The organism is Reyranella sp., assembly GCF_044224635.1.
Classification (GTDB): Bacteria; Pseudomonadota; Alphaproteobacteria; order Reyranellales; family Reyranellaceae; genus Reyranella.
The window spans coordinates 23,701-42,618 of sequence record NZ_JBGAKA010000059.1 but is presented as its reverse complement, the minus strand read 5'-3'; the positions used below and the strand labels follow the sequence as shown (position 1 = coordinate 42,618).

General features: G+C 64.3%; 11 protein-coding genes. 6 read left to right on the top strand and 5 right to left on the bottom strand.

Annotated elements, in window-relative coordinates; genetic code table 11:
- Nucleotides 1–44 precede the first annotated feature (44 nt).
- The 4 genes from ACILR9_RS33190 to ACILR9_RS33175 all read left to right on the top strand — a co-directional run bounded on the left by ACILR9_RS33190 (nucleotide 45) and on the right by ACILR9_RS33175 (nucleotide 5,429).
- Nucleotides 45–1,814 (top strand): M3 family oligoendopeptidase, encoded by a 1,770-nt coding sequence (locus tag ACILR9_RS33190; protein WP_395714274.1) that lies wholly within the window; start codon nucleotides 45–47, stop codon nucleotides 1,812–1,814.
- Between the two features lie 356 nt (nucleotides 1,815–2,170).
- A complete protein-coding gene (locus ACILR9_RS33185) occupies nucleotides 2,171–2,968 on the top strand; it encodes an LON peptidase substrate-binding domain-containing protein (RefSeq protein ID WP_395714273.1) in 798 nt (265 codons plus the stop codon).
- A 206-nt stretch (nucleotides 2,969–3,174) separates the two neighbouring features.
- On the top strand, nucleotides 3,175–4,518 hold the full coding sequence (locus ACILR9_RS33180) for an ABC1 kinase family protein (protein ID WP_395714272.1): 1,344 nt from the start codon (nucleotides 3,175–3,177) through the stop codon (nucleotides 4,516–4,518).
- Nucleotides 4,515–5,429, top strand: a complete 915-nt coding sequence (locus tag ACILR9_RS33175; RefSeq protein WP_395714271.1) for an NAD-dependent epimerase/dehydratase family protein — start codon at nucleotides 4,515–4,517, stop codon at nucleotides 5,427–5,429. Before ACILR9_RS33180 ends, ACILR9_RS33175 begins: the two co-directional genes overlap by 4 nt.
- Nucleotides 5,430–5,490: 61 nt before the next feature.
- On the opposite strand, the gene ACILR9_RS33170 is transcribed toward ACILR9_RS33175, so the two are convergent.
- On the bottom strand, nucleotides 5,491–6,003 hold the full coding sequence (locus ACILR9_RS33170; protein ID WP_395714270.1) for a hypothetical protein: 513 nt from the start codon (nucleotides 6,001–6,003) through the stop codon (nucleotides 5,491–5,493).
- 192 nt (nucleotides 6,004–6,195) lie between these two features.
- Here ACILR9_RS33170 and ACILR9_RS33165 point away from each other — a divergent pair, with 192 nt between their 5' ends.
- Both ACILR9_RS33165 and ACILR9_RS33160 read left to right on the top strand, forming a co-directional pair.
- Nucleotides 6,196–8,574 (top strand): xanthine dehydrogenase family protein molybdopterin-binding subunit, encoded by a 2,379-nt coding sequence (locus tag ACILR9_RS33165; protein WP_395714269.1) that lies wholly within the window; start codon nucleotides 6,196–6,198, stop codon nucleotides 8,572–8,574.
- Between the two features lie 178 nt (nucleotides 8,575–8,752).
- A complete protein-coding gene (locus tag ACILR9_RS33160; protein WP_395714268.1) occupies nucleotides 8,753–10,345 on the top strand; it encodes an amidase in 1,593 nt (530 codons plus the stop codon).
- A gap of 161 nt (nucleotides 10,346–10,506) precedes the next feature.
- Here the strand turns inward: ACILR9_RS33160 and ACILR9_RS33155 are convergent, their stop codons facing one another.
- The 4 genes from ACILR9_RS33155 to ACILR9_RS33140 all read right to left on the bottom strand — a co-directional run bounded on the left by ACILR9_RS33155 (nucleotide 10,507) and on the right by ACILR9_RS33140 (nucleotide 18,823).
- Nucleotides 10,507–10,971, bottom strand: coding sequence for a hypothetical protein (locus tag ACILR9_RS33155; RefSeq protein WP_395714267.1), 465 nt, complete (start codon nucleotides 10,969–10,971; stop codon nucleotides 10,507–10,509).
- Nucleotides 10,972–11,061: 90 nt separating this feature from the next.
- Nucleotides 11,062–15,888 (bottom strand): Calx-beta domain-containing protein, encoded by a 4,827-nt coding sequence (locus ACILR9_RS33150; RefSeq protein WP_395714266.1) that lies wholly within the window; start codon nucleotides 15,886–15,888, stop codon nucleotides 11,062–11,064.
- A 381-nt stretch (nucleotides 15,889–16,269) separates the two neighbouring features.
- Nucleotides 16,270–17,295 carry a helix-turn-helix transcriptional regulator gene (locus ACILR9_RS33145; RefSeq protein WP_395714265.1) on the bottom strand — a complete coding sequence of 342 codons (1,026 nt, stop codon included), beginning with the start codon at nucleotides 17,293–17,295 and terminating at the stop codon, nucleotides 16,270–16,272.
- 337 nt (nucleotides 17,296–17,632) lie between these two features.
- Nucleotides 17,633–18,823 carry a helix-turn-helix transcriptional regulator gene (locus ACILR9_RS33140; RefSeq protein WP_395714264.1) on the bottom strand — a complete coding sequence of 397 codons (1,191 nt, stop codon included), beginning with the start codon at nucleotides 18,821–18,823 and terminating at the stop codon, nucleotides 17,633–17,635.
- Nucleotides 18,824–18,918: the final 95 nt, after the last annotated feature.

The following is an 18,918-nucleotide window of genomic DNA, read 5'->3' as shown; positions in this document are numbered from 1 at the left end:
GCCGCGCGTCACCCCATATCGGAGCGTAAACGGAGTCTGTGCGAATGAATGCGATGCTGGGCGACCTGCCGACCTGGAAACTCTCGGACCTCTATTCCAGCCCGACCGGGCCCGACCTCGAGAACGACCTGAAGCGCGCAGGCGCCGACGCTGAGGCGTTCGCCCGGGACTACGAGGGCAGGATCGCCGCCCTCGGCGGCGCCGAGCTCGGCAAGGCGGTCGCCCGCTTCGAGGCCCTGCAGGATCTGATGGGACGTATCGGCTCCTATGCCTCGCTGTACTACGCGCAGGACATGGCCGATCCCGAGCGCGGACGGTTTTCGCAGAACGTGTCCGAGGCCTTGACCGACATCGGCAGCAAGCTGTTGTTCTTCCGGCTCGAGCTCAACAAGCTCGAGGACGCCGACCTCGCGGCCAAGATGAAGGAGCCGGCTCTCGCCAAGTACGGCCCCTGGCTGCGCGATGTCCGCGTCTTCCGCCCGCACGACCTTTCGGACGAGCTGGAGAAGTACATCCACGACCAGTCGGTGGTCGGCGGCTCGGCCTGGTCCCGCCTGTTCGACGAGACCATCGCGCGCCTGCGCTATCCCTTTCGCAACGAGGTGCTGACCGAGCCGCAGATCCTCGACAAGCTGTCGAACAAGGACGCCGACGTGCGGCGCGACGCCGCCAAGTCGTTCGGCAAGGTCCAGGGCGACAACATCGCGATCTTCTCCCTGATCACCAACACCCTGATCAAGGACAAGGAGATCGACGATCGCTGGCGCAAGTACCCGCGCTCACAATCCTTCCGCAATCTCGCCAACGTCGTCGAGGACGAGGTCGTCGATGCGCTGGTCGCATCGGTGAAGGCGGCCTATCCGCGGCTGGCGCATCGCTATTACAAGCTCAAGGCCAGGTGGTTCGGCGTCGACAGAATGCCGTACTGGGATCGCAACGCGCCGCTACCCGAGCACGACGACCGGGTGATCCCGTGGAACGAGGCGGAGCGGATCGTGCTCGACGCCTACCACGCCTTCTCGCCGGAGCTCGCCGATGTCGGGCGAAAATTCTTCGGCACCGGCTGGATCGACGCGCCGGCCCGGCCGGGCAAGTCGCCCGGCGCCTTCGCCCATCCCACGGTGCCGTCGGCGCATCCCTACCTGCTGCTGAACTACCAAGGCAAGGTGCGCGATGTGATGACGCTGGCGCACGAGCTGGGTCACGGGGTGCACCAGGTGCTGGCGGCGCGCCAGGGCGCCCTGATGGCCGACACGCCGCTCACCCTGGCCGAGACCGCGTCGGTGTTCGGCGAGATGCTGACCTTCCAGTCCTTGCTCCGCTCGGCGCCCGACGCGGCGACGCGCAAGGCGATGCTGGCCGGCAAGGTCGAGGACATGCTGAACACGGTGGTGCGCCAGATCGCCTTCTACGATTTCGAATCGCGCCTGCACGCGGCCCGGCGCCAAGGCGAGCTGACGCCCGATGCGATCGGCGAGGTGTGGATGGCGGTGCAGAGCGAGAGCCTGGGGCCAGCCTTCACCTTCGACGACGAATACAAGTTCTACTGGTCTTATATCGGCCACTTCATCCATTCGCCGTTCTATGTCTACGCCTACGCCTTCGGCGACTGCCTGGTGAACTCGCTCTACGCCGCTTACCAGTCGGGCCAGCCCGACTTTCAGGCCAAGTACCTCGAGATGCTCGAGGCGGGCGGCGTGAAGCGCCACAAGGAGCTCTTGGCCCCGTTCGGCCTCGACGCCTCCGATCCCGCCTTCTGGGACAAGGGCCTGGGCGTGATCGCCGGTTTCGTCGACGAGCTCGAGAAGCTGTAGCTCACCCGGAGCACTCCTTTCATGTTCCCTCCCCAGCTTCGCTGGGGAGGTGTCTCGGTAATCCGAGACGGAGGGGTCATGAACCTCAGTGAGGCTTTCGACCCCTCCGTCGGCGATTACGCGGACATCTCCCCACGCAAGGCGTGGGGAGGAGAATGATCCGGAAGAGCATGAGTGTGCAGATTGACAAGATAACGCCCGCACGGCAGCCTTTGCCTGGGTGGATACGACCTGCTGCTTGCGCCTTTCGAGGTATGGTGAACGTATCGAGCCTTTCGGGCCTCCCTTTGCCACGGCAAACGGATCAGTAACGCAAGCGACTGACATTCCCGTTTGTCTGTGCAGAGGACCAGAAGATGCGAGACTATCGTGATGCAAAGGCCATGGCGCAGACGCTGCGTCAGGCGCTCAAGGAGAAGTCGGTTGTCCTCACCCACGGCGAAAGCCTGGAGCTGGTCGCCAGGATCCTGGGCTGTGCCGACTGGAATGTGCTGTCCGCGAGAATCCAAGCCGGCCCGGCATCCTCCGCTCCGTTGGCGGTGGGACCATCGTCCATGAGGTTGCCGGTTGTGCCGTCGCGGGACGTCGTGTTCTTTCCACAGATGACGGCGCCCCTCTATATCGGGCGAATGAAGTCGACGTTCGCCGTTGATCGGGCAATGACTGCCGACAGGCAGATATTCCTCGTGACGCAACGGCGAAGTGCTGACGACGATCCCCAATCGGCGGACTTATATGACGTCGGCGTGATTGCATACATCATGCAGGCCCAGAAGCTTCCAGACGGATCCATCAAGCTCATGGTGCACGCCCTGAGCCGCGCACGGATCATCCACGTTGACGCCGATGACCGCTGCCTCACCGCCGAGCTTTCCCTGATCCAGGAGGACGGCGCGGCGGAAAAAGAGGCCGAGACGTTGGCGCACGAAGTGCGTCGCCGCTTCGAGAGCTATGCCAACGTTTCGCTCTCCTCTCCACCTCAGGCCTTACTTTACCTCACGTATACCCACGGGCCCGGCAGGGTCGCCGATTCGATCGCCCAGTACCTGTCGGCGACCATCGAGCAGCGGCAGGAACTTCTCCAGACCGTCAGCATCGTCGGGCGGCTGAAGCGCATCCTGACGATGATGGATACAGACCGAAAGGCTGCCTGAGCGCTTGTGATCATTTTCTTCCGGACCGAGAGCGTCGCGCTCGCTCATGGGCCTCAGCGAGCGAGACGCTCGCAGTCCGGAAGAGAATGCGCCCCTGAACGGCGCCAAAGCGCCGGATTTTTTTATGCGCGGCATCGGCTCGAGATTCGTCTGGCAAAGATCGACCCGGATCGCCACCTTGTCGCCGTGCAGGGCGTGACATCCGAATGACCCGGGACGAAGGCGACTCGCTCGGCGGCCGGCTTGGGCGTTACGCCCGGGTCGGCGCGTCGGTCGGCGGCCTGGCGGCCAAGCTGGCGGGCCAGCGCTACCTCGGCCTCTCGATCGACCGCGACAAGCATGCCACCGAGCTGAAGGCTGCGCTGGGCGGTCTGAAGGGACCGCTGATGAAGGCGGCCCAGATGATCGCCACCATTCCCGACGCTTTGCCGCCGGAATACGCCCGCGAGCTGGCGCAACTGCAGGCCAACGCGCCGGCGATGGGCTGGGCGTTCGTGCGCCGCCGCATGGCGACCGAGCTCGGCCCCGACTGGCAGGCCAAGTTCGCCCGCTTCGACAAGGACGCGTCGTTCGCGGCCTCGCTGGGCCAGGTCCATCGTGCGGCGCTGCCCGACGGGCGCGAGGTCGCGGCCAAGCTGCAGTATCCGGACATGGCGTCGGCCATGGAGGCCGACCTCAACCAGCTCAAGCTGGTGTTCGCCATCGGCCAGCGCTTCGATCCGGCGATCCGCACCGATGAGATCCATGCCGAGATCACGACGCGCCTGCGTGAGGAGCTCGACTACCGCCGCGAGGCGAGGCACGTGGCGCTCTATCGCTACATCCTGCGCGACGAGCCCGACATGCACATGCCCGAGGTCGTGCCGTCGCATTCGACCGACCGCCTGCTCACCATGACGTGGCTGAGCGGCGAGCCGCTGCTCAACTGGAAAAGCCGCAGCCAGGAGGAGAAGGACCGGCTCGCCATCAACATGTTCCGCGCCTGGTACGTGCCGTTCTATTTCTACGGCGTGATCCATGGTGATCCGCATCTCGGCAATTACACGGTGCGGCCCGATGGCTCGGTCAACCTGATGGATTTCGGCTGCGTCCGCATATTCCCGCCGCGCTTCGTGCGCGGCTCGATCGAGCTCTACCGCGCGCTGATGACCGACGACCAGGACCGTGCGGTGGCGGCCTACGAGGATTGGGGCTTTGCCGGTCTGACGCGCGAGATGATCACCGTGCTCAATCGCTGGGCGGCCTTCCTCTACGGGCCGCTGATGGACGATCGACCGCGCCGCCTCACCGAGGGCATGGCCGAAGGCTTTGGACGCGAGATGGCGCAGAACGTGTTCGGGGAGCTGCGTCGCATGGGCGGCGTCCGCCCGCCGCGCGAGTTCGTGTTCATGGACCGCGCCGCCATCGGTCTCGGCGCCGTCTTCATCCACCTGCGCGCCTCGATCAACTGGCACCGGCTGTTCGAGGACATGATCGCCGACTTCGATGTCGCGGCGTTGACGGCGCGACAGGACGAGGCTCTCGAGAAGGCCGGTCTCGCCACGCCATGAGGATCCTGGTTACGGGCTCTTCGGGCTGGCTCGGCCAGACCCTGGTGCCGCGCTTGCGGCGCGACGGCCACGCGGTGTTCGGGCTCGATCCCGAGCCGGGGCCGACGACGGCGATCGTCGGCTCGGTCGTCGATCGAGCCCTGGTCGGCCGGCTCATGCGCGAGCACGGTATCGAGGCGGTCGTGCACGCCGCGGCGCGCCACAAGCCGCACATCGAGACCCACGACAATTCGGAGTTCGTGGCGGTCAACGTACAGGGCACGCTCAACCTCCTGGAGGAGGCGGTGGCGCCGGGCTCCAGGGTCGACCGCTTCATCTTCACCTCGACCACGTCCCTCATGATCTCGCAGCGCATCCGCGACGGGAAGGTCGGGGGCGCGAAGGAAGCCACGTGGATCGACGAGACGCTCTCGCCGCTCGAGCCGCGCAACATCTACGGCGTCACCAAGCGCGCCGCCGAAGAGCTGTGCCGCCTGTTCAACCACCTGCACCGGTTGCCGATCCTGATCCTGCGAACGTCGCGCTTCTTCCCCGAGGCCGACGACATGGCGCACGCGATTGCGCAGTCGGACGAGAACACCAAGGCCAACGAGTACCTGTTCCGCCGCCTCACGGTGGAGGACGCCGCCGAGAGCCACGTCGCAGCGCTCGGGAAGGCGAAGCAGCTTGGCTTCGACACCTTCATCGTCTCGTCGATGACGCCGTTCTCGCCGGCCGATTGCCGCGAGCTGCTGGTCGACGCGCCCTCCGTCGTGGCGCGCTACTTTCCCGGCTATCGCAAGCTCTATGAGCGTCGAGGCTGGACGATGTTCGACTCGATCGATCGCATCTACGACGCCGGCAAGGCTCGGCGAAAGCTCGGCTTCGTCTGCAGGACCGGCTTCGGGGAAGTGCTCGCGTCGCTCGCGTAGCGTTGCGCTCACCATCGTCGCCGAAGGCACGGGTCCTGCACCAGTTCTGCCAAGTGGGGCGCTATCCGACCTCGCCGCTCACTTGATCCTCACAGTAGCGACGTCGAGCTGAGTCATCGCGCGACGAACGCAGGCAGGCCAGCCAGGCTTGCTGTTCGTACGTCACGGCCGGTATCACCCAGACGCAGTAGGTTCCGGTCGTGTTGTCCCGCTCCGCCAATTGGTATGTGCCGCCGACGGTAAGCGTGTAGAGCGTCTCCCACAGCTCGTTGTTGTTGCGCCAGCTACAGACGTAGAAGATGTCGACGTTGGCGCAGCGATGTTGGACCGTGAAGCCAACTTCGTTGTGCAGGCGAAGCCGGCCCGATTTGATCTCGGCGAGCAGAAACGACTGCGCCGCCTGCACCTCGCTCTCGGTGAAGGGCCTGTCGGGCGGGTTGATGAGGTACCATTTCAAGAAGATGCCAGGCGCCGTCAGCGGCGGCGTCGCCCGCATTTCCTTCCGGACATGGACGTAGTCGACGGCGACTGCATCGAAGAGGGCGGCAGCGGGCTCACTTCGGTAGACGTTCATTCGGCCTTCCTCCTGCGATCGCTTTGCGGCGTGCCGCCAGTGGCGTGGAACGGTGCACGGCCATGCAAGTCCGCCGCCGCGAGAGTTGCAGCATAGCGCCCGCAGATGCATAGTTTGGTCAGCAGCGACCGACTGGCAATGGAGATGCGGAAGATGGTCGGCGCAGGAACTTCTCGATTTGTCGGTCGGTCGATGCAGCGGCGGGAGGACCTCCGCCTTCTGACCGGACAAGGGCAGTTCGTCGCCGACCTGTCACTTCCGGGCACGCTCCATGCCGTCTTTGTCAGGAGCCAGGTTGCGCACGGCCGCATTCGCTCGGTCGACGGTGCGGCTGTGGCGGCGATGCCGGGTGTCGTGCGGGTGATCACCGGCGCCGATCTGCATCGCCTTGCGCCGCCTGTTGCCGGCGCGCAGTTGTCCCTCCCGAGCAAGTGGCGGACCCAGGTGCAGTACAGCTTCCATGTGCCGCAGCAGCCCATGCTGGCCGTGGACAAGGTTCGGCACGTGGGCGAGGCGGTCGCCGTGGTGCTGGCCAAGACTCGCTACCAGGCCCAGGACGCCGCCGAACTGGTTGCCGTCGACATCGAACCGCTCGCGGCAATCGTCGATCCGGCGGCGGCATTGGCGGCGGAAGCAGCGATCATCCACGAGGCGTATGCGACCAACCTGATCGGGGAGTTCGCCATCGAGAAGGGCCAGGTCGCGGCGGCCCTCGCGGCGGCGCCCCTGACGCTTCGCCGTCGCTTCTACACCCATCGTTACGCCGGAATCCCGATCGAATGCCGCGGCGTGATTGCCGCTTGCGATCAAAGAACCGGCGCCGTCACGATCTGGTCATCGACACAGGTCGTGCACTCCGTGCGACGCGAGGCTGCAGCCTTCCTGCGATTGCCCGAAGCGCGCGTGCGCTGCGTGGCGCTCGATGTCGGCGGCGGCTTCGGGACCAAGGGCCACGTCTACCCCGAGGACCTGCTGATCCCCTTCCTGGCGCGGCTGGCCGGGCGCCCGGTGCGCTGGATCGAGGAGAGGCAGGAGCATCTGCTTTGCTCGTGCCATTCACGCGACCAGGTTCACGAGGTCGAGGCCGGCTTCGATCGGGACGGCCGCGTCGTCGCGTTTCGCGACGATTTCATGGTCGATTGCGGCGCCTGGAATCCCATCGGATCGGCGATCGCCTACAACACCGCCGTCCATCTGCTCGGTCCATACAAGATCGCGAACTTCGCGGCGGCAGCCCGGATCGTGGCGACCAACAAGGTGCCGAATGCGCCCTACCGGGGCGCCGGCCGGCCGGAAGCGGCGTTCGCCATGGAGCGGACCATGGACCTGATCGCCCGAACGCTCGACCTCGAACCCGCGGAGGTCAGACGTCGCAACATGATCCGGCCGGAAGAGATGCCCTATGCCATGGGCCTGCCGTATCGCGACGGCGAGCCGATCGTGTACGACAGCGGTGACTTCCCGGGCGGATTGGACAAGGCGCTGCAGGCGGTCGGGGGCCTCAGTGGCTTTCGCGATCGTCAGCGCCAAGCGCGCGCGGCGGGGCGCCATCTCGGCCTGGGCGTCGCAAGCTACGTCGAGGGCACCGGCGTCGGTCCGTTCGAGAGTGCGATGGTGCGGATCGAGCCGACGGGGGCGATCTTCGTCACCTCGGGCGCCTGCGCCCAGGGTCAGGGCATGGAGACGATCTTCGCCCAGGTCGTGGCGGATGCGTGGTCGGTCGATCCGCAGGACGTCGTGATCGCGTTGGGCGATACGTCCCTGATTGCCATCGGGTTCGGCACGATCGCGAGCCGCAGCACCGTGAACCTGTCCGCGGCCATCCACCACGCCAGCGAACGGCTGCGCGCAAAGGTGTTCGCGATCGCGGCCAACCTGATGGAGTGCGCACCGGTCGACCTCGAGCTGCGCAACGGCAAGGTCGGCGTCGTCGGCGCCCCGGGCCTGGAGGTGACGCTCGCCAGCGTCGCCAAGGCAGCCGCGCCGGGTTGGGATCATCGTCGTCCGGAGGGTGTCGATGCCGGCCTCGAGGAGACCTACTACTGGCAGCCGCCGACGGTCACCTGGGCGAACGCCACGCATCTCGCCCTGGTCGAGGTGGACATCGCGTCAGGCCAGATCGACCTGAAGCAATACGTCGTGGCGCACGACTGTGGCGTCGTCATCAATCCGATGCTGGTTGACGGCCAGGTCGTCGGCGGGACGATCCAGGGCGTCGGTGGAACCCTGTTCGAGGAGTTCGTGTACGACCGCGAGGGCCAGCTGCTGACCGGCTCGCTGATGGACTATGCCTTGCCGCGGGCGAGCGACAGCCCGGCGATCCAGCTGGTGCATCAGACCTCGCCATCGCCTCTCAATCCCCTGGGCGTGAAGGGAGTCGGCGAGGGCGGTGCCATCGCCCCGCCGGCCGCGATCGCCAACGCGGTGTGCGACGCCCTTTCGATGTATCAGGTTGAATTCAATGCGACACCCATAAAGACGGAGCAGGTCGTAAGGGCGATCGTTCTCTCTGCTGACGGTCCTGCGCAGCCTGAGGAACAGCCCGGCGGGAATACCTTTCAGTCGTCCTGAGCGCAGCGAAGGACATCATCGCCGTCTGCCGCGGGCGCGCTTTGGTACTTCCGGCGATGAGATCCTTCGCTGCGCTCAGGATGACAAGCCATGTGCGCGGCCGCGCAGCTTGGATGGTGCCCGGCAAGCGTGCATCATGGGATGTCATTTTGACCCGGCGGCTGGGGGAGGGACTCCGATGAATGGATATTCGGTGAAGCCGGGAGTTGGCACGGCCAGCCGCCGCACCTTTCTGGCCGGCGTCGCTGCGGCGTGCACGGTCACGGCGACGCGCGGCTTCGCCCAGACGGCCACGCCTGTGCCGCCGCCGCCTGAGGGTGGCAAGTGGTACCGCAGCGCCAGCGAGCAGGTAGCCGACCTCGCCGCACGTCGCGTGTCGGCGGTCGAGTTGCTCGACCAGTCGATCGCCCGCATCGACGGGCTCGACAGGCACATCAACGCCGTGGTGGTGCGCGATTTCGACCGGGCCCGCCGGGCGGCGATCGCCGCCGACCAGGCGCTGGCGCGCGGCGAGCGCCGGCCGCTGCTCGGCCTGCCGATGACCGTGAAAGAGTCGTACAACATCGCCGGCCTGCCGACGACCTGGGGCATCCCCGTCTTCAAGGATTGGCAGCCGGCCGAGGATGCCGTCGTGGTCGAACGGCTGAAGGCGGCCGGCGCGGTGATCATCGGCAAGACCAACGTGCCGGTGGCGCTCGCCGACTGGCAGACCACCAATCCGATCTACGGCACCACCAACAACCCCTACGACATCGAGCGGACGCCCGGCGGTTCGTCGGGTGGCTCGGCCGCTGCGCTGGCAGCGGGCTACGTGGCCCTCGAGGCGGGCTCGGACATCGGCGGCTCGCTGCGCACGCCGGCGCACTATTGCGGCGTGTTCGCCCACAAGCCGACCTACGGTGTCGCGCCTCGGCGCGGTCAAAGCTTTCCGGGACGACCGTCATTGCCGTCGGAGGGCGACGGCCTCGCCGTGGTCGGGCCAATGGCGCGCAGCGCGCAGGATATCGCGCTCGCGTTCGACGTGATCGCCGGACCGGACGACCAGCGCGAGGGAGTCGCCTGGCGGCTGGTGCTGCCGCGGCCGCGCCATCGCACGCTGCGCGACTTCCGCGTGCTGCTCATCGACTCGCATCCGCTTTGCCCTACGGCGGAGGTGATCCGCAACGCGCTGGCGCTACTGGCCGATCGCCTCGGCAAGGACGGTGCCACCGTGGCGCGGCAAAGCCCGCTGCTGCCCGATCTCGCCGAGGCAACCCGCAATTACATGCGTCTGCTCGGCCCGATCATGAACCTGGGCCGTCCGCCCGAGTACTACGAGCGGATGCGCTCGCTCGCGGCGACGCTGGGCGCTGACAACCAGAGCCTCGATGCCATCTACGTCCGCAGCGCCAATCTCGGCTGGCGCGACTGGGAGGCGGCGTCCAACGTCCGCAGCAGGCTGCAACGCCAGTGGGCGACGCTGTTCAGGCAATGGGACGTCGTGCTCTGCCCGGTGATGCCGACCGTCGCGTTCAAGCACGACCATACCGAGTCGAGCACCCGCCGCCTCGACGTCGACGGCCAGAGCCAGCCATACGTCAACAACATCGTCTGGGCAGGTCTCGCCACCGCCGCCCAGCTGCCGGCCACCGTGGCGCCGATCGGGCGTACCGACACCGGGCTGCCGATCGGCGTGCAGATCATCGGGCCGTATCTCGAGGACCTGACGCCGATCCAGTTCGCCCAGCTGCTGGAGCGGGCATACGGCGGCTTCGTGCCGCCGGTGCTTTAAGCGCTCATGCTCTTCTGGACTGCGGGCGTCTCGCCCGCTCATGGTCCCTTGGCTAGGAAGCCGAAACGGCGACCCAAGGCCAGCCCAAGAGCCAAAGAAAGACGTTGAGGGGGCGACGCGGCTGGCGAACGGGAAGAATGCGTCGTGAAGCCCGCCACCTGCTAACGGCGCGTGTACGTAGCGGAGTGTGAGTAGCCAGGGCCGGTACGCGTTGCGGAAAGTTGGGTGGGGCTTTGGAGCACGAATTCCCAGGTAAGCGTGCGCCCCTTGGACGTAAGCTTGTTGCCAACGATAGTGGCAGAAAAGCGTGCGTTTCCAGCCTTGACCGCGTACTGGCCGCCAACCGACCCATTGATGTAGAGGAGCGCTGCCGTGCCGTCGCTCTTAACGGATTCCACGACAAGTACCGAGCATAGGTGACCTTCCCATTTGCCGGACCAGATGCCTGAGAACGCTCTCACATTTGGGGGAACGTCCGACGCGGGAGGCGTTAAGGTGTAGTTGACCGTCTGCTCGCAATCGGTGAGCGTGCCGCCGTTCTGCGCCGTAGCAGCATCTGTGGTTAGCGTGACGGCAAATGATGCAGAAGCGACGATTGCCAAAGTCCCTGACAATGTCAGTCGCATGGTATCCTCCATTTGAAAGTCGAAGACGAGACGCCCGCATTGTCTCAGAAGCGCGTTCACTGGCGTGCTCCGGGGAACGAGGCGTCATGCTCAGTCATGAGCAGCGGCGAGGACTTCAGCGCTGCGAACACCGATGAGAAGCGTCTGAGGGTCTGCCGTGATGGCGTGAACCAAGTTGGTTGCGGCAGTGATGTCGCTCGCTCCACTCCAGACCATGTGGTGATCCTGTTGCTCGTGCACGAAGGACAAGCTCACGGCGACCTTGGCCATCAGTGTGGTGATGTCCTTGCCATCCACCGTGTTCTGAGCGCCGCTCATGATGTTGACCAGCACGGAACCCACGAACTGTCCGGCGGCGAGAGTCTGCTTGATCTGGCTGGTCCAGTAAGCCAATCCATCGGCGTCCGGCGAGCGGTTGAAGAGGTTGCGGTAAACGCCGTCGACAAAGGTGCCAATCTGGCCGTCGCTTGAGCCGAACGGGCTGACCAGAAACGGATAGAGCGCCTTCGCCTCGGCGCTGACGCCGAACGAACTGGCGATGTTGGCGAACAGTGCGCCCGGCCCCTGCACTGGCAGTTTGGAGATGAACTCACCAACCCAGAACTCGAGGCCTCCGGCATCGGCCGCTCGACCGAAGAAGGCGGCGTAGGTCGCCGCGATCTGCTCCTCGGCACTCAACGCCAAGAGGTTCAAGGTCGTCGATGTTCCCGATAGTATGGGCACGACATAGACCAAGGCTTGGCCGTCATCGGTTCCGCCGCTCGCCGTCGTTCGGTAGGTGAAGTTGTCGATGCCTGTGAACCCGGTTGCGGGGACATAGTCGAGACCCCCATTCGACGCCAGCGTCAGCGCGCCGTGGCTAGTGCCGGTCAGCAGGGTGGCGGTTTGCGGGCCGCTGCTCGTATCGTAGGCGAGCACGCCGGCATCAGCCGCAACGTGCAGGGCGTGGCCCTGTAGGACGACATAGGCATCGTTGTGCGCCACGGGCGGCGGGGTGTCGTCGTTCCGGATGGTTACCAACGCTGATGTCGTCCCCAGGAGAAGACCGGGCGAGGGGTTGGACAGGCTGATCGTGAAGGCTTCGTCCGACTCGACGGTAGAATCGCCCGCCACGTCGAGGGTGATCATCTTGGTGGCCTCGCCAGCTGCGAAGGTCACAGTCCCTGCGGGCAGGCCGCCGCCGGCAAAGTCGGCGGCGTCCGCTGGCGCCACGCCCGATCCAGCCACCGTGTAGGACACGATGCGCGACACCGAACTGTCACCGGTCAGGGTCAACATGAAGGTGAAAGCTGTTGAACCGGTCCGACCTTCGGCTTTGGTGCCCAAAAGGGCGGCGATTGAGACCGACGCCTCGTCGTTCTGGATAATGCCGATTGCGCTGGTGCTACCGATCGTCAGCCCGGCCGAAGCGTTCGACAGGGTGACGGCGAAATCCTCGTCGAATTCGACCGCGGTATCGGCGGATACGGCCACGGTGACCGTCTTATTGGTTTCCCCGGCCGCGAACGAAATGGTCCCGGACGGCAATGTGCCGGCGAAGTCGGCCGCGTCGGCCGGATGCGCGCCACTGCCCGACACCGACCAATCGACTGTCTGGCCGGTCACGACGGCCTGATCCAGGCTCACAGCGAAGGAGTAGACGGTCGTGCCGTTGTTGCCTTCCGGTGCCGTTGCGGCCAGCGGCGCGACAGAGACTGTGGATTGATCATTGTTCAGGATCGTCGATGTCGCTGCCGAGGTGCTCAGGGCGAGGCCCGACGTCGGGTTCGACAGCGTCACCACGAAGCCCTCGTCGAACTCCACCAAATGGTCGCCTGTGACATCCACGGTGATCGTCTTGCTCGTCTCACCGGGCAGGAACGTCAGTGTTCCAGACGGCAACGCCCCGCCGAAATCTGTCGGGTCAGCGGGGTTGGCGCCGGTCCCGGACGCTGACCAGACCAGCGTCTGGATCGATACCGGGGCGATGTCGAGGTACACCGTGAAGGTGTAGCCGACCTGGCCCGTGTCACCTTCGGGGAGGCCGGTGGCGCTGGCCTGGACGGACGCAGAGCTGCGCCGGAACTGCAGGGTGGTAGCGTCCTCGCCCTCAGTCGCGACGAACTGCAGGCCGCTGGCAAGCAGCGCATCGAGGTCGATGCTCAGGGTGAAGGCGCCATCGGATACGCCGTCTTGGTCGACGTCGACTGCGATAATCGTCGACCCTTTGCTCAGGGTGAACCGAGCCCCCGTAGCCTGACGCTGTAGGAGAATCCGGTCGCCCTCCTGGTAATCGAGGATCAGATCGCCATCGAGTTCTGCCAGAGTTCCCCTGAAGACGTCGTTGCCCGTGCCGCCAGTTAGGCGATCTGCCCCAAGGCCGCCCATCAGGATGTCGTCGCCAGTGCCGCCTTGGAGCTCGTTCGCTTCGGCGTTGCCGATCAAGGTGTCGGCGAAGCCGGAGCCGAACAGTCCCTCGATCGAGACGTAGGTATCGCCGGCGGCGTCGCCCGTATTGATGGCAGGGTTCGCCAGCGACGCCGTGACGCCGGCCGTCGCCGTGGTGTAGGACGCATAGTCGAAGCCGCCGCCGCCGTTCAGCGCATCGGCGCCGGCCAGCCCCGTCAATGTGTTGGCCGCTCCGTTGCCGATCAGCGCGTCATCGAAGCTCGAACCGATCAGGTTCTCGATCGAGGTGTAGATGTCGCCTTTCGCGTTGCCGGTGTTCGCGCTGGGGTCGGCGAGGGAGGCGGTGACGCCGACCGCCGAGTCGGCATACGAGGCACTGTCGGTACCGCTACCGCCGTCGAGATTATCGGCGCCGCTGCCTCCGATCAGGATATCGTTGCCGGCGTTGCCGCCGACGAAGTTTTCGACGGCGTTGCCGACCAGCGTGTCGTCGAAGTTTGAGCCGAAGAACGCTTCGATGGAGACGTAGACGTCTCCTTTCGCCTCGCCCGTGTTGACGGTGGGATTGTCGAGGGAGGCGATAACGCCGCTGGTGGCATTGCTGTAGGAGGCATAGTCGAACCCATTGCCGCCATCCAGGTAGTCGGCGCCACCTTGTCCCACCAGCGTGTTGGTGTTGGCGTCGCCAGTCAACACATCGTCGAAAGCCGAGCCGCTCAGTCCCTCGATCGCGACATAGGTATCGCCCGCCGCGTCGCCCGAGTTGACGGATGGATTGGCGAGCGAAGCGATGACCGCGGCAGACGAGTTGAAGTACGAAGCGAAATCGAACCCGATACCGCCGTCGAGGCGATCGGCGCCCTTGCCGCCCCCCAGCCAGTTGCCCTGGGAGTCGCCAGTCAGGGAATCGTCAAAAGTCGAACCCACCAGCCCCTCGATCGACACGTAAGTGTCGCCCTTGGCGTCGCCCGTGTTGAGCGCAGGGGAGGAAAGCGAGGCCGTGAGGCCGCCAGCTGAGAATTGATAGGACGCGTAGTCGAAGCCGAGGCCGCCGTCGTGGCGGTCGGCGCCCGCGCCGCCATCCAGCCAATTACCCTGGGAGTCGCCTGTCAGCGCATCGTCGAAGCTCGAGCCGAAAAGGGCTTCGATGGAGACATAGGTGTCGCCTGCCGCCTCGGCGGTATTGAGCGCAGGATTGGCGAGGGAGACGGTGAGGCCGCCAGGCGCGTTGCGATAGGAAGCGTAGTCGAACCCGGCGCCGCCATCCAAGCGATCGGCGCCTCCTCTCCCCATCAGCGTGTTGGTGCCGGCGTCGCCGGTCAACAGGTCGTCGAACGCCGACCCACCCAGACCTTCGATCGAGATGTATCTGTCGCCCGCCGCGTCGCCCGTATTGATGGCGGGATTGGCTAGGGAGGCGATCACTGCGCCTGGCGATTCGTAGTACGACGCGTAGTCGAACCCGGCGCCACCGTCGAGCCGGTCGGCGCCCGTGCCGCCGTCCAGCCAGTTATCCTGCGAGTCCCCGATCAGCACGTCGTCCAAGCTCGAGCCGAACAGCCCTTCGATCGACACGTAGGTGTCGCCTTTGGCCTCCCCGGTGTTGAGCGTCGGATCGCCCAAGGAAGCGGTGATGCCGCTCGTCGCGTTGCTGTAGCTCGCATAGTCGAAGCCACCGCCGCCATCCAGGCGGTCGGTACCGCCTTGACCCATCAGCGTGTTACCGCCGCCGTCGCCAATCAGCACGTCGTCAAACGCCGAACCGCTCAGGCCTTCGATCGAGATGTACTTGTCGCCCGCGGCCTCACCCGTATTGATGGACGGATCGGCGAGCGAAGCAGTCACGGCGGTGGGGGACGCAAAGTACGAAGCGAAGTCGAAGCCGGAGCCACCGTCTAAAAGGTCGCCCCCACCATTGCCGCGCAGCGTGTTGTCTCCGGCATTCCCGATGAGAACGTCGTCGAACTGCGACCCTGCCAAGCGCTCGATCGAGACGAAAGTATCTCCGGCAGCGTCGCCGGTGTTGAGGCCGGGGTCTGCCAACGAGATCGTGAGCCCGATGGGAGAGCTTTGGTACGAAGCGTAGTCGGCACCGGCACCGCCACCGAGGTGATCGCCTCCAGGTCCTCCGTTCAGCCAGTTGTCTGTGCTGTTGCCAATCAGGTCATCGGCGAACTTGGAGCCGATGAGCCCTTCGATAGAAACGAAGGTATCGCCGGCGGCTTCGCCGGTATTGAGCGCCGGATCTGCGAGGGAGACTATGACAACGCCTGCCGAAAACTGATACGACGCGTAGTCGAAGCCGTTGCCGCCGATAAGACGATCCGCGCCAGAGCCGCCGGCAAGGATGTTCGCATCTTTGTCGCCGATCAGGGTATCGTCGAACTTCGACCCAATCAGGTCATTGATGGAGTTGTACGTGTCGCCGGCCGCCGGGCCTGCATTGTCGGCTGGGTTCTCGAGGGAGGCCGTCACGCCCGCCGGGGCATCGACGTAGGAAGCAAAGTCACCGACATGACTGTATGGCATCTACCAAGTTCCTTCCTATGCCAAGGCAGAACTTCAGTGAGGAGGAGGCGTGCGGTCACTTACGCTATGGCCAAAGACGCTCTTTGGTTGTCATCTGATTGCATGACAACTCGCCAATACAACGACCGTGTCGGGTATCGAGTTCTCAGACCCTTGAACGAAGGGCCGCCTCGAATGGGGCCCCGCGAGGATGGCTGGTCGGGTCTGCAGTCCGCGCCGCGACGGCCCAGCCGATGCAATCGCCTATGACATGAACGAACAGCGGACACCGGTACCCCCGCGATGCTTTGGATCTGCGCGCAGATAAGCATTGCGACGAAGGCCGAGGAATGGTGCGTTTGTACTACGGCAAGCGCTGCCACCTTGAGGCGGCCTGCGGCTTCAGGGCGCTCTCAGCGAACTCAGCAAGGCAACGAGATCGCTTTGTCGATTGACATGCATTTTGGCAAAGATCGCCGCCAGCTGATTGCGGGCGGTATTGCGGGAAATCGATAGCAATTGAGCAGCCGCTTCAAGCCGAACGCCTTCGCCAAGAAGGAGCGCCAATCGGCTCTCAGCGGCGCTCAGGCCAAAAAATGTGCAGGTCTCCTCCGGCGTCGGTTGCATCCGCCGGCCCGGCTCGATCAGGACAACGAGCGCAGCCCTGTCGCCGGAGGGCCACTGGCTTGCCGCAGATCCGATCGGAAACACGGAAGCAAGAATGCCTCGAGGACTACGGCGCATCGGAATTCGCACCGACAGCTTGCCGGCCGCGCCGACCTTTCCTGACGAGGCCGCGGCCAAGGCTGCAGCCAACGCATCTGCCGCATCGGAATCTGCGACGACTAAGCGGTTGCTCCGCGCTGTCACGCCATCCCCGAAAGCGAGCAACTGTCTGGCGGCCAAATTCTCGAATGCAATATGCTGGTGAATGTCGACAATAACTATTGCGGTCTGGAGGCGGTCAAGCGCGAGAGCGACGTCCGAATTGGCGCACCATTCGGTAAATCGCCTATGAAGATGTAGTGCCCGCGCCAGATGTCGGGAGATCGCTTGAAGGTGATTCTGTTCCTCACCTCCGAACGGGACGTGAGTGGCAATTCTGTGGAAGCCCAGCATGACGGTTGCATCTCTGCCAACCGGCAAGACTATCGCCATGGCATGCAGAATGTTGAAGTGTGGCCTTAGAAAGTCACCAAAGAAGCTCGTCCGTTTGAGGCTGGCCGGCGACACGAGGTCTTGAAGGAGGTGTACTCGACCCTGCTTGCTAGACGCCAGCGCCTCAACCCAAACATCCTGAGAGGCGAAGGAACGCTCGTACAGGGCAATGACGTCGCTGCCGCCAACTTCCTTGTAGGCAAGCGTCGCAAGTGGGCGCTCGACAGTCTGGATCGAACTGTAGCTTGTGTCCGCACCGATCAAGTGCATGACGTTCTGTAGGGCGCTCGGAAAGAGGCGAGGCTCGGTTGCAGCGTCGTAGAATGCGCCGACAGCGTCCAGGAAAGGTTCAACCGCAGCCCGTGGCATTTATCACGCCGCGCAGATCAGGAGGGTGCGTCGCGCGATCACGTGGCTCCCCGCGGGCTCATGCCAAGGAGTACCAATACGACCTGTGACAAGGTCCGACGCAGTCGCGAGCAAGTCTCAGCGCAAATTCCCCAACTGTAAGAATAGCGTGCCCGCTACTGCGCGAGCCTGTCAAGCGAACAAGCGAGACACAGATTGCTTTTGCAATCGGCGACTGGAGCGAAAAGGGAAAACCTTGTCAGCTCCGCTTGTTTTGTAGATTAGTCGTTCCCAGCGCACTCATGACGAGGCGGACCAAGTCAACTTGTGAATGCGTGTCAGTACGAGCCATCGCTCGAGTTAAGAGAGTCCGAATGGTATTGTAGGACAGCTGCCGCTTGCGTGCGAATTCAGGTAGGGTAGTGCCTGCGAGCAATGCGGACACCAGCTGCGCCTCACTGGGTGTGAAACGGAACAGCTCGGTGAGTACAGCAGTGTCCAAGGGAGAGGTTTCGGGTTCAGCAATGAACACCAGGGCTGAGGGAGCGTTCGCACTACCGAACCCAAGAGTGGACGCGATCGGCGCAATCATGAGCGCATAGGCCTTGCGGCCGGAAGGACGCGAAATTCTCAAATGCCCGCCGGCCGATCGAGTCGGCTCGAGCGCCGCACTGCTCAACCGCGCCTCGTTGAGAAGCCTGTGGAGCCTTTTGTCTTCATCCCGATGTGCGGCCCGCAGGCCTTCAGGCGTGCGTGTGAGGCCATCGTTGGAGTCTAGGATTGCGTCCGCGGCTGAATTCAGGTGCACAATTCTTCCAGTTCGAGCGATAAGAATGACGCCTAGTGCCATATGATCGAGTGCGGCGAGTAGGGAATAGCGTCCGCTCTCTGACTGAGCCAGCCGTTGGCGGATCTCCATTGCGCGCTGAATGTGGGGGAGAAGACGAGCCAGGCGGTGCGACTCATGCTTGGTATAGGCTTTGGTAGTACGTGGACGTTGGAGTCCTACGACGGCGTGATTGCCGTCGACGGTTTTCAGCATCGCACCGGCGAGATGGAACATGTCGAGTGGACGAAGCCAGTCGTAATAGAACAGGCTCTGCTCCAATACGCGCTCTTCAACGACCTGAGTGCCGAGGAGTGCCTGGCCAAATCGCGCTTTCTGACGTGCCGCGAGAACCCAAAGGTCATGCTGCGCATAGTAGTCACCGTATTGCTGCAGCGCCTCGGAAGAGAGACCCAACGTGGTCACAACGTCGACTGATTGGCTATTCGGATCATGGACCAACAGCATCATCGTCAGTGCGTCCAGATGGCGGACCAACTGGTTTGCGATGTCATGCCATGGCATTAGCCCCAGAGCGGCATCATAAATGTCGCCCACTAGCTTATGGTCGTCCATGGTCGTCAGCGCCGCTTTCGCAATTGTAAAAGCAAGCTTGCCGACCACCCTGGGCCTGTCAATGAGGTAGTTGACTCTCCGGCGCAGAGCCAACCAAATCATCGAAGCGGCTGCCTGGCGATTGGCCGTGAGGACAGTCTAAC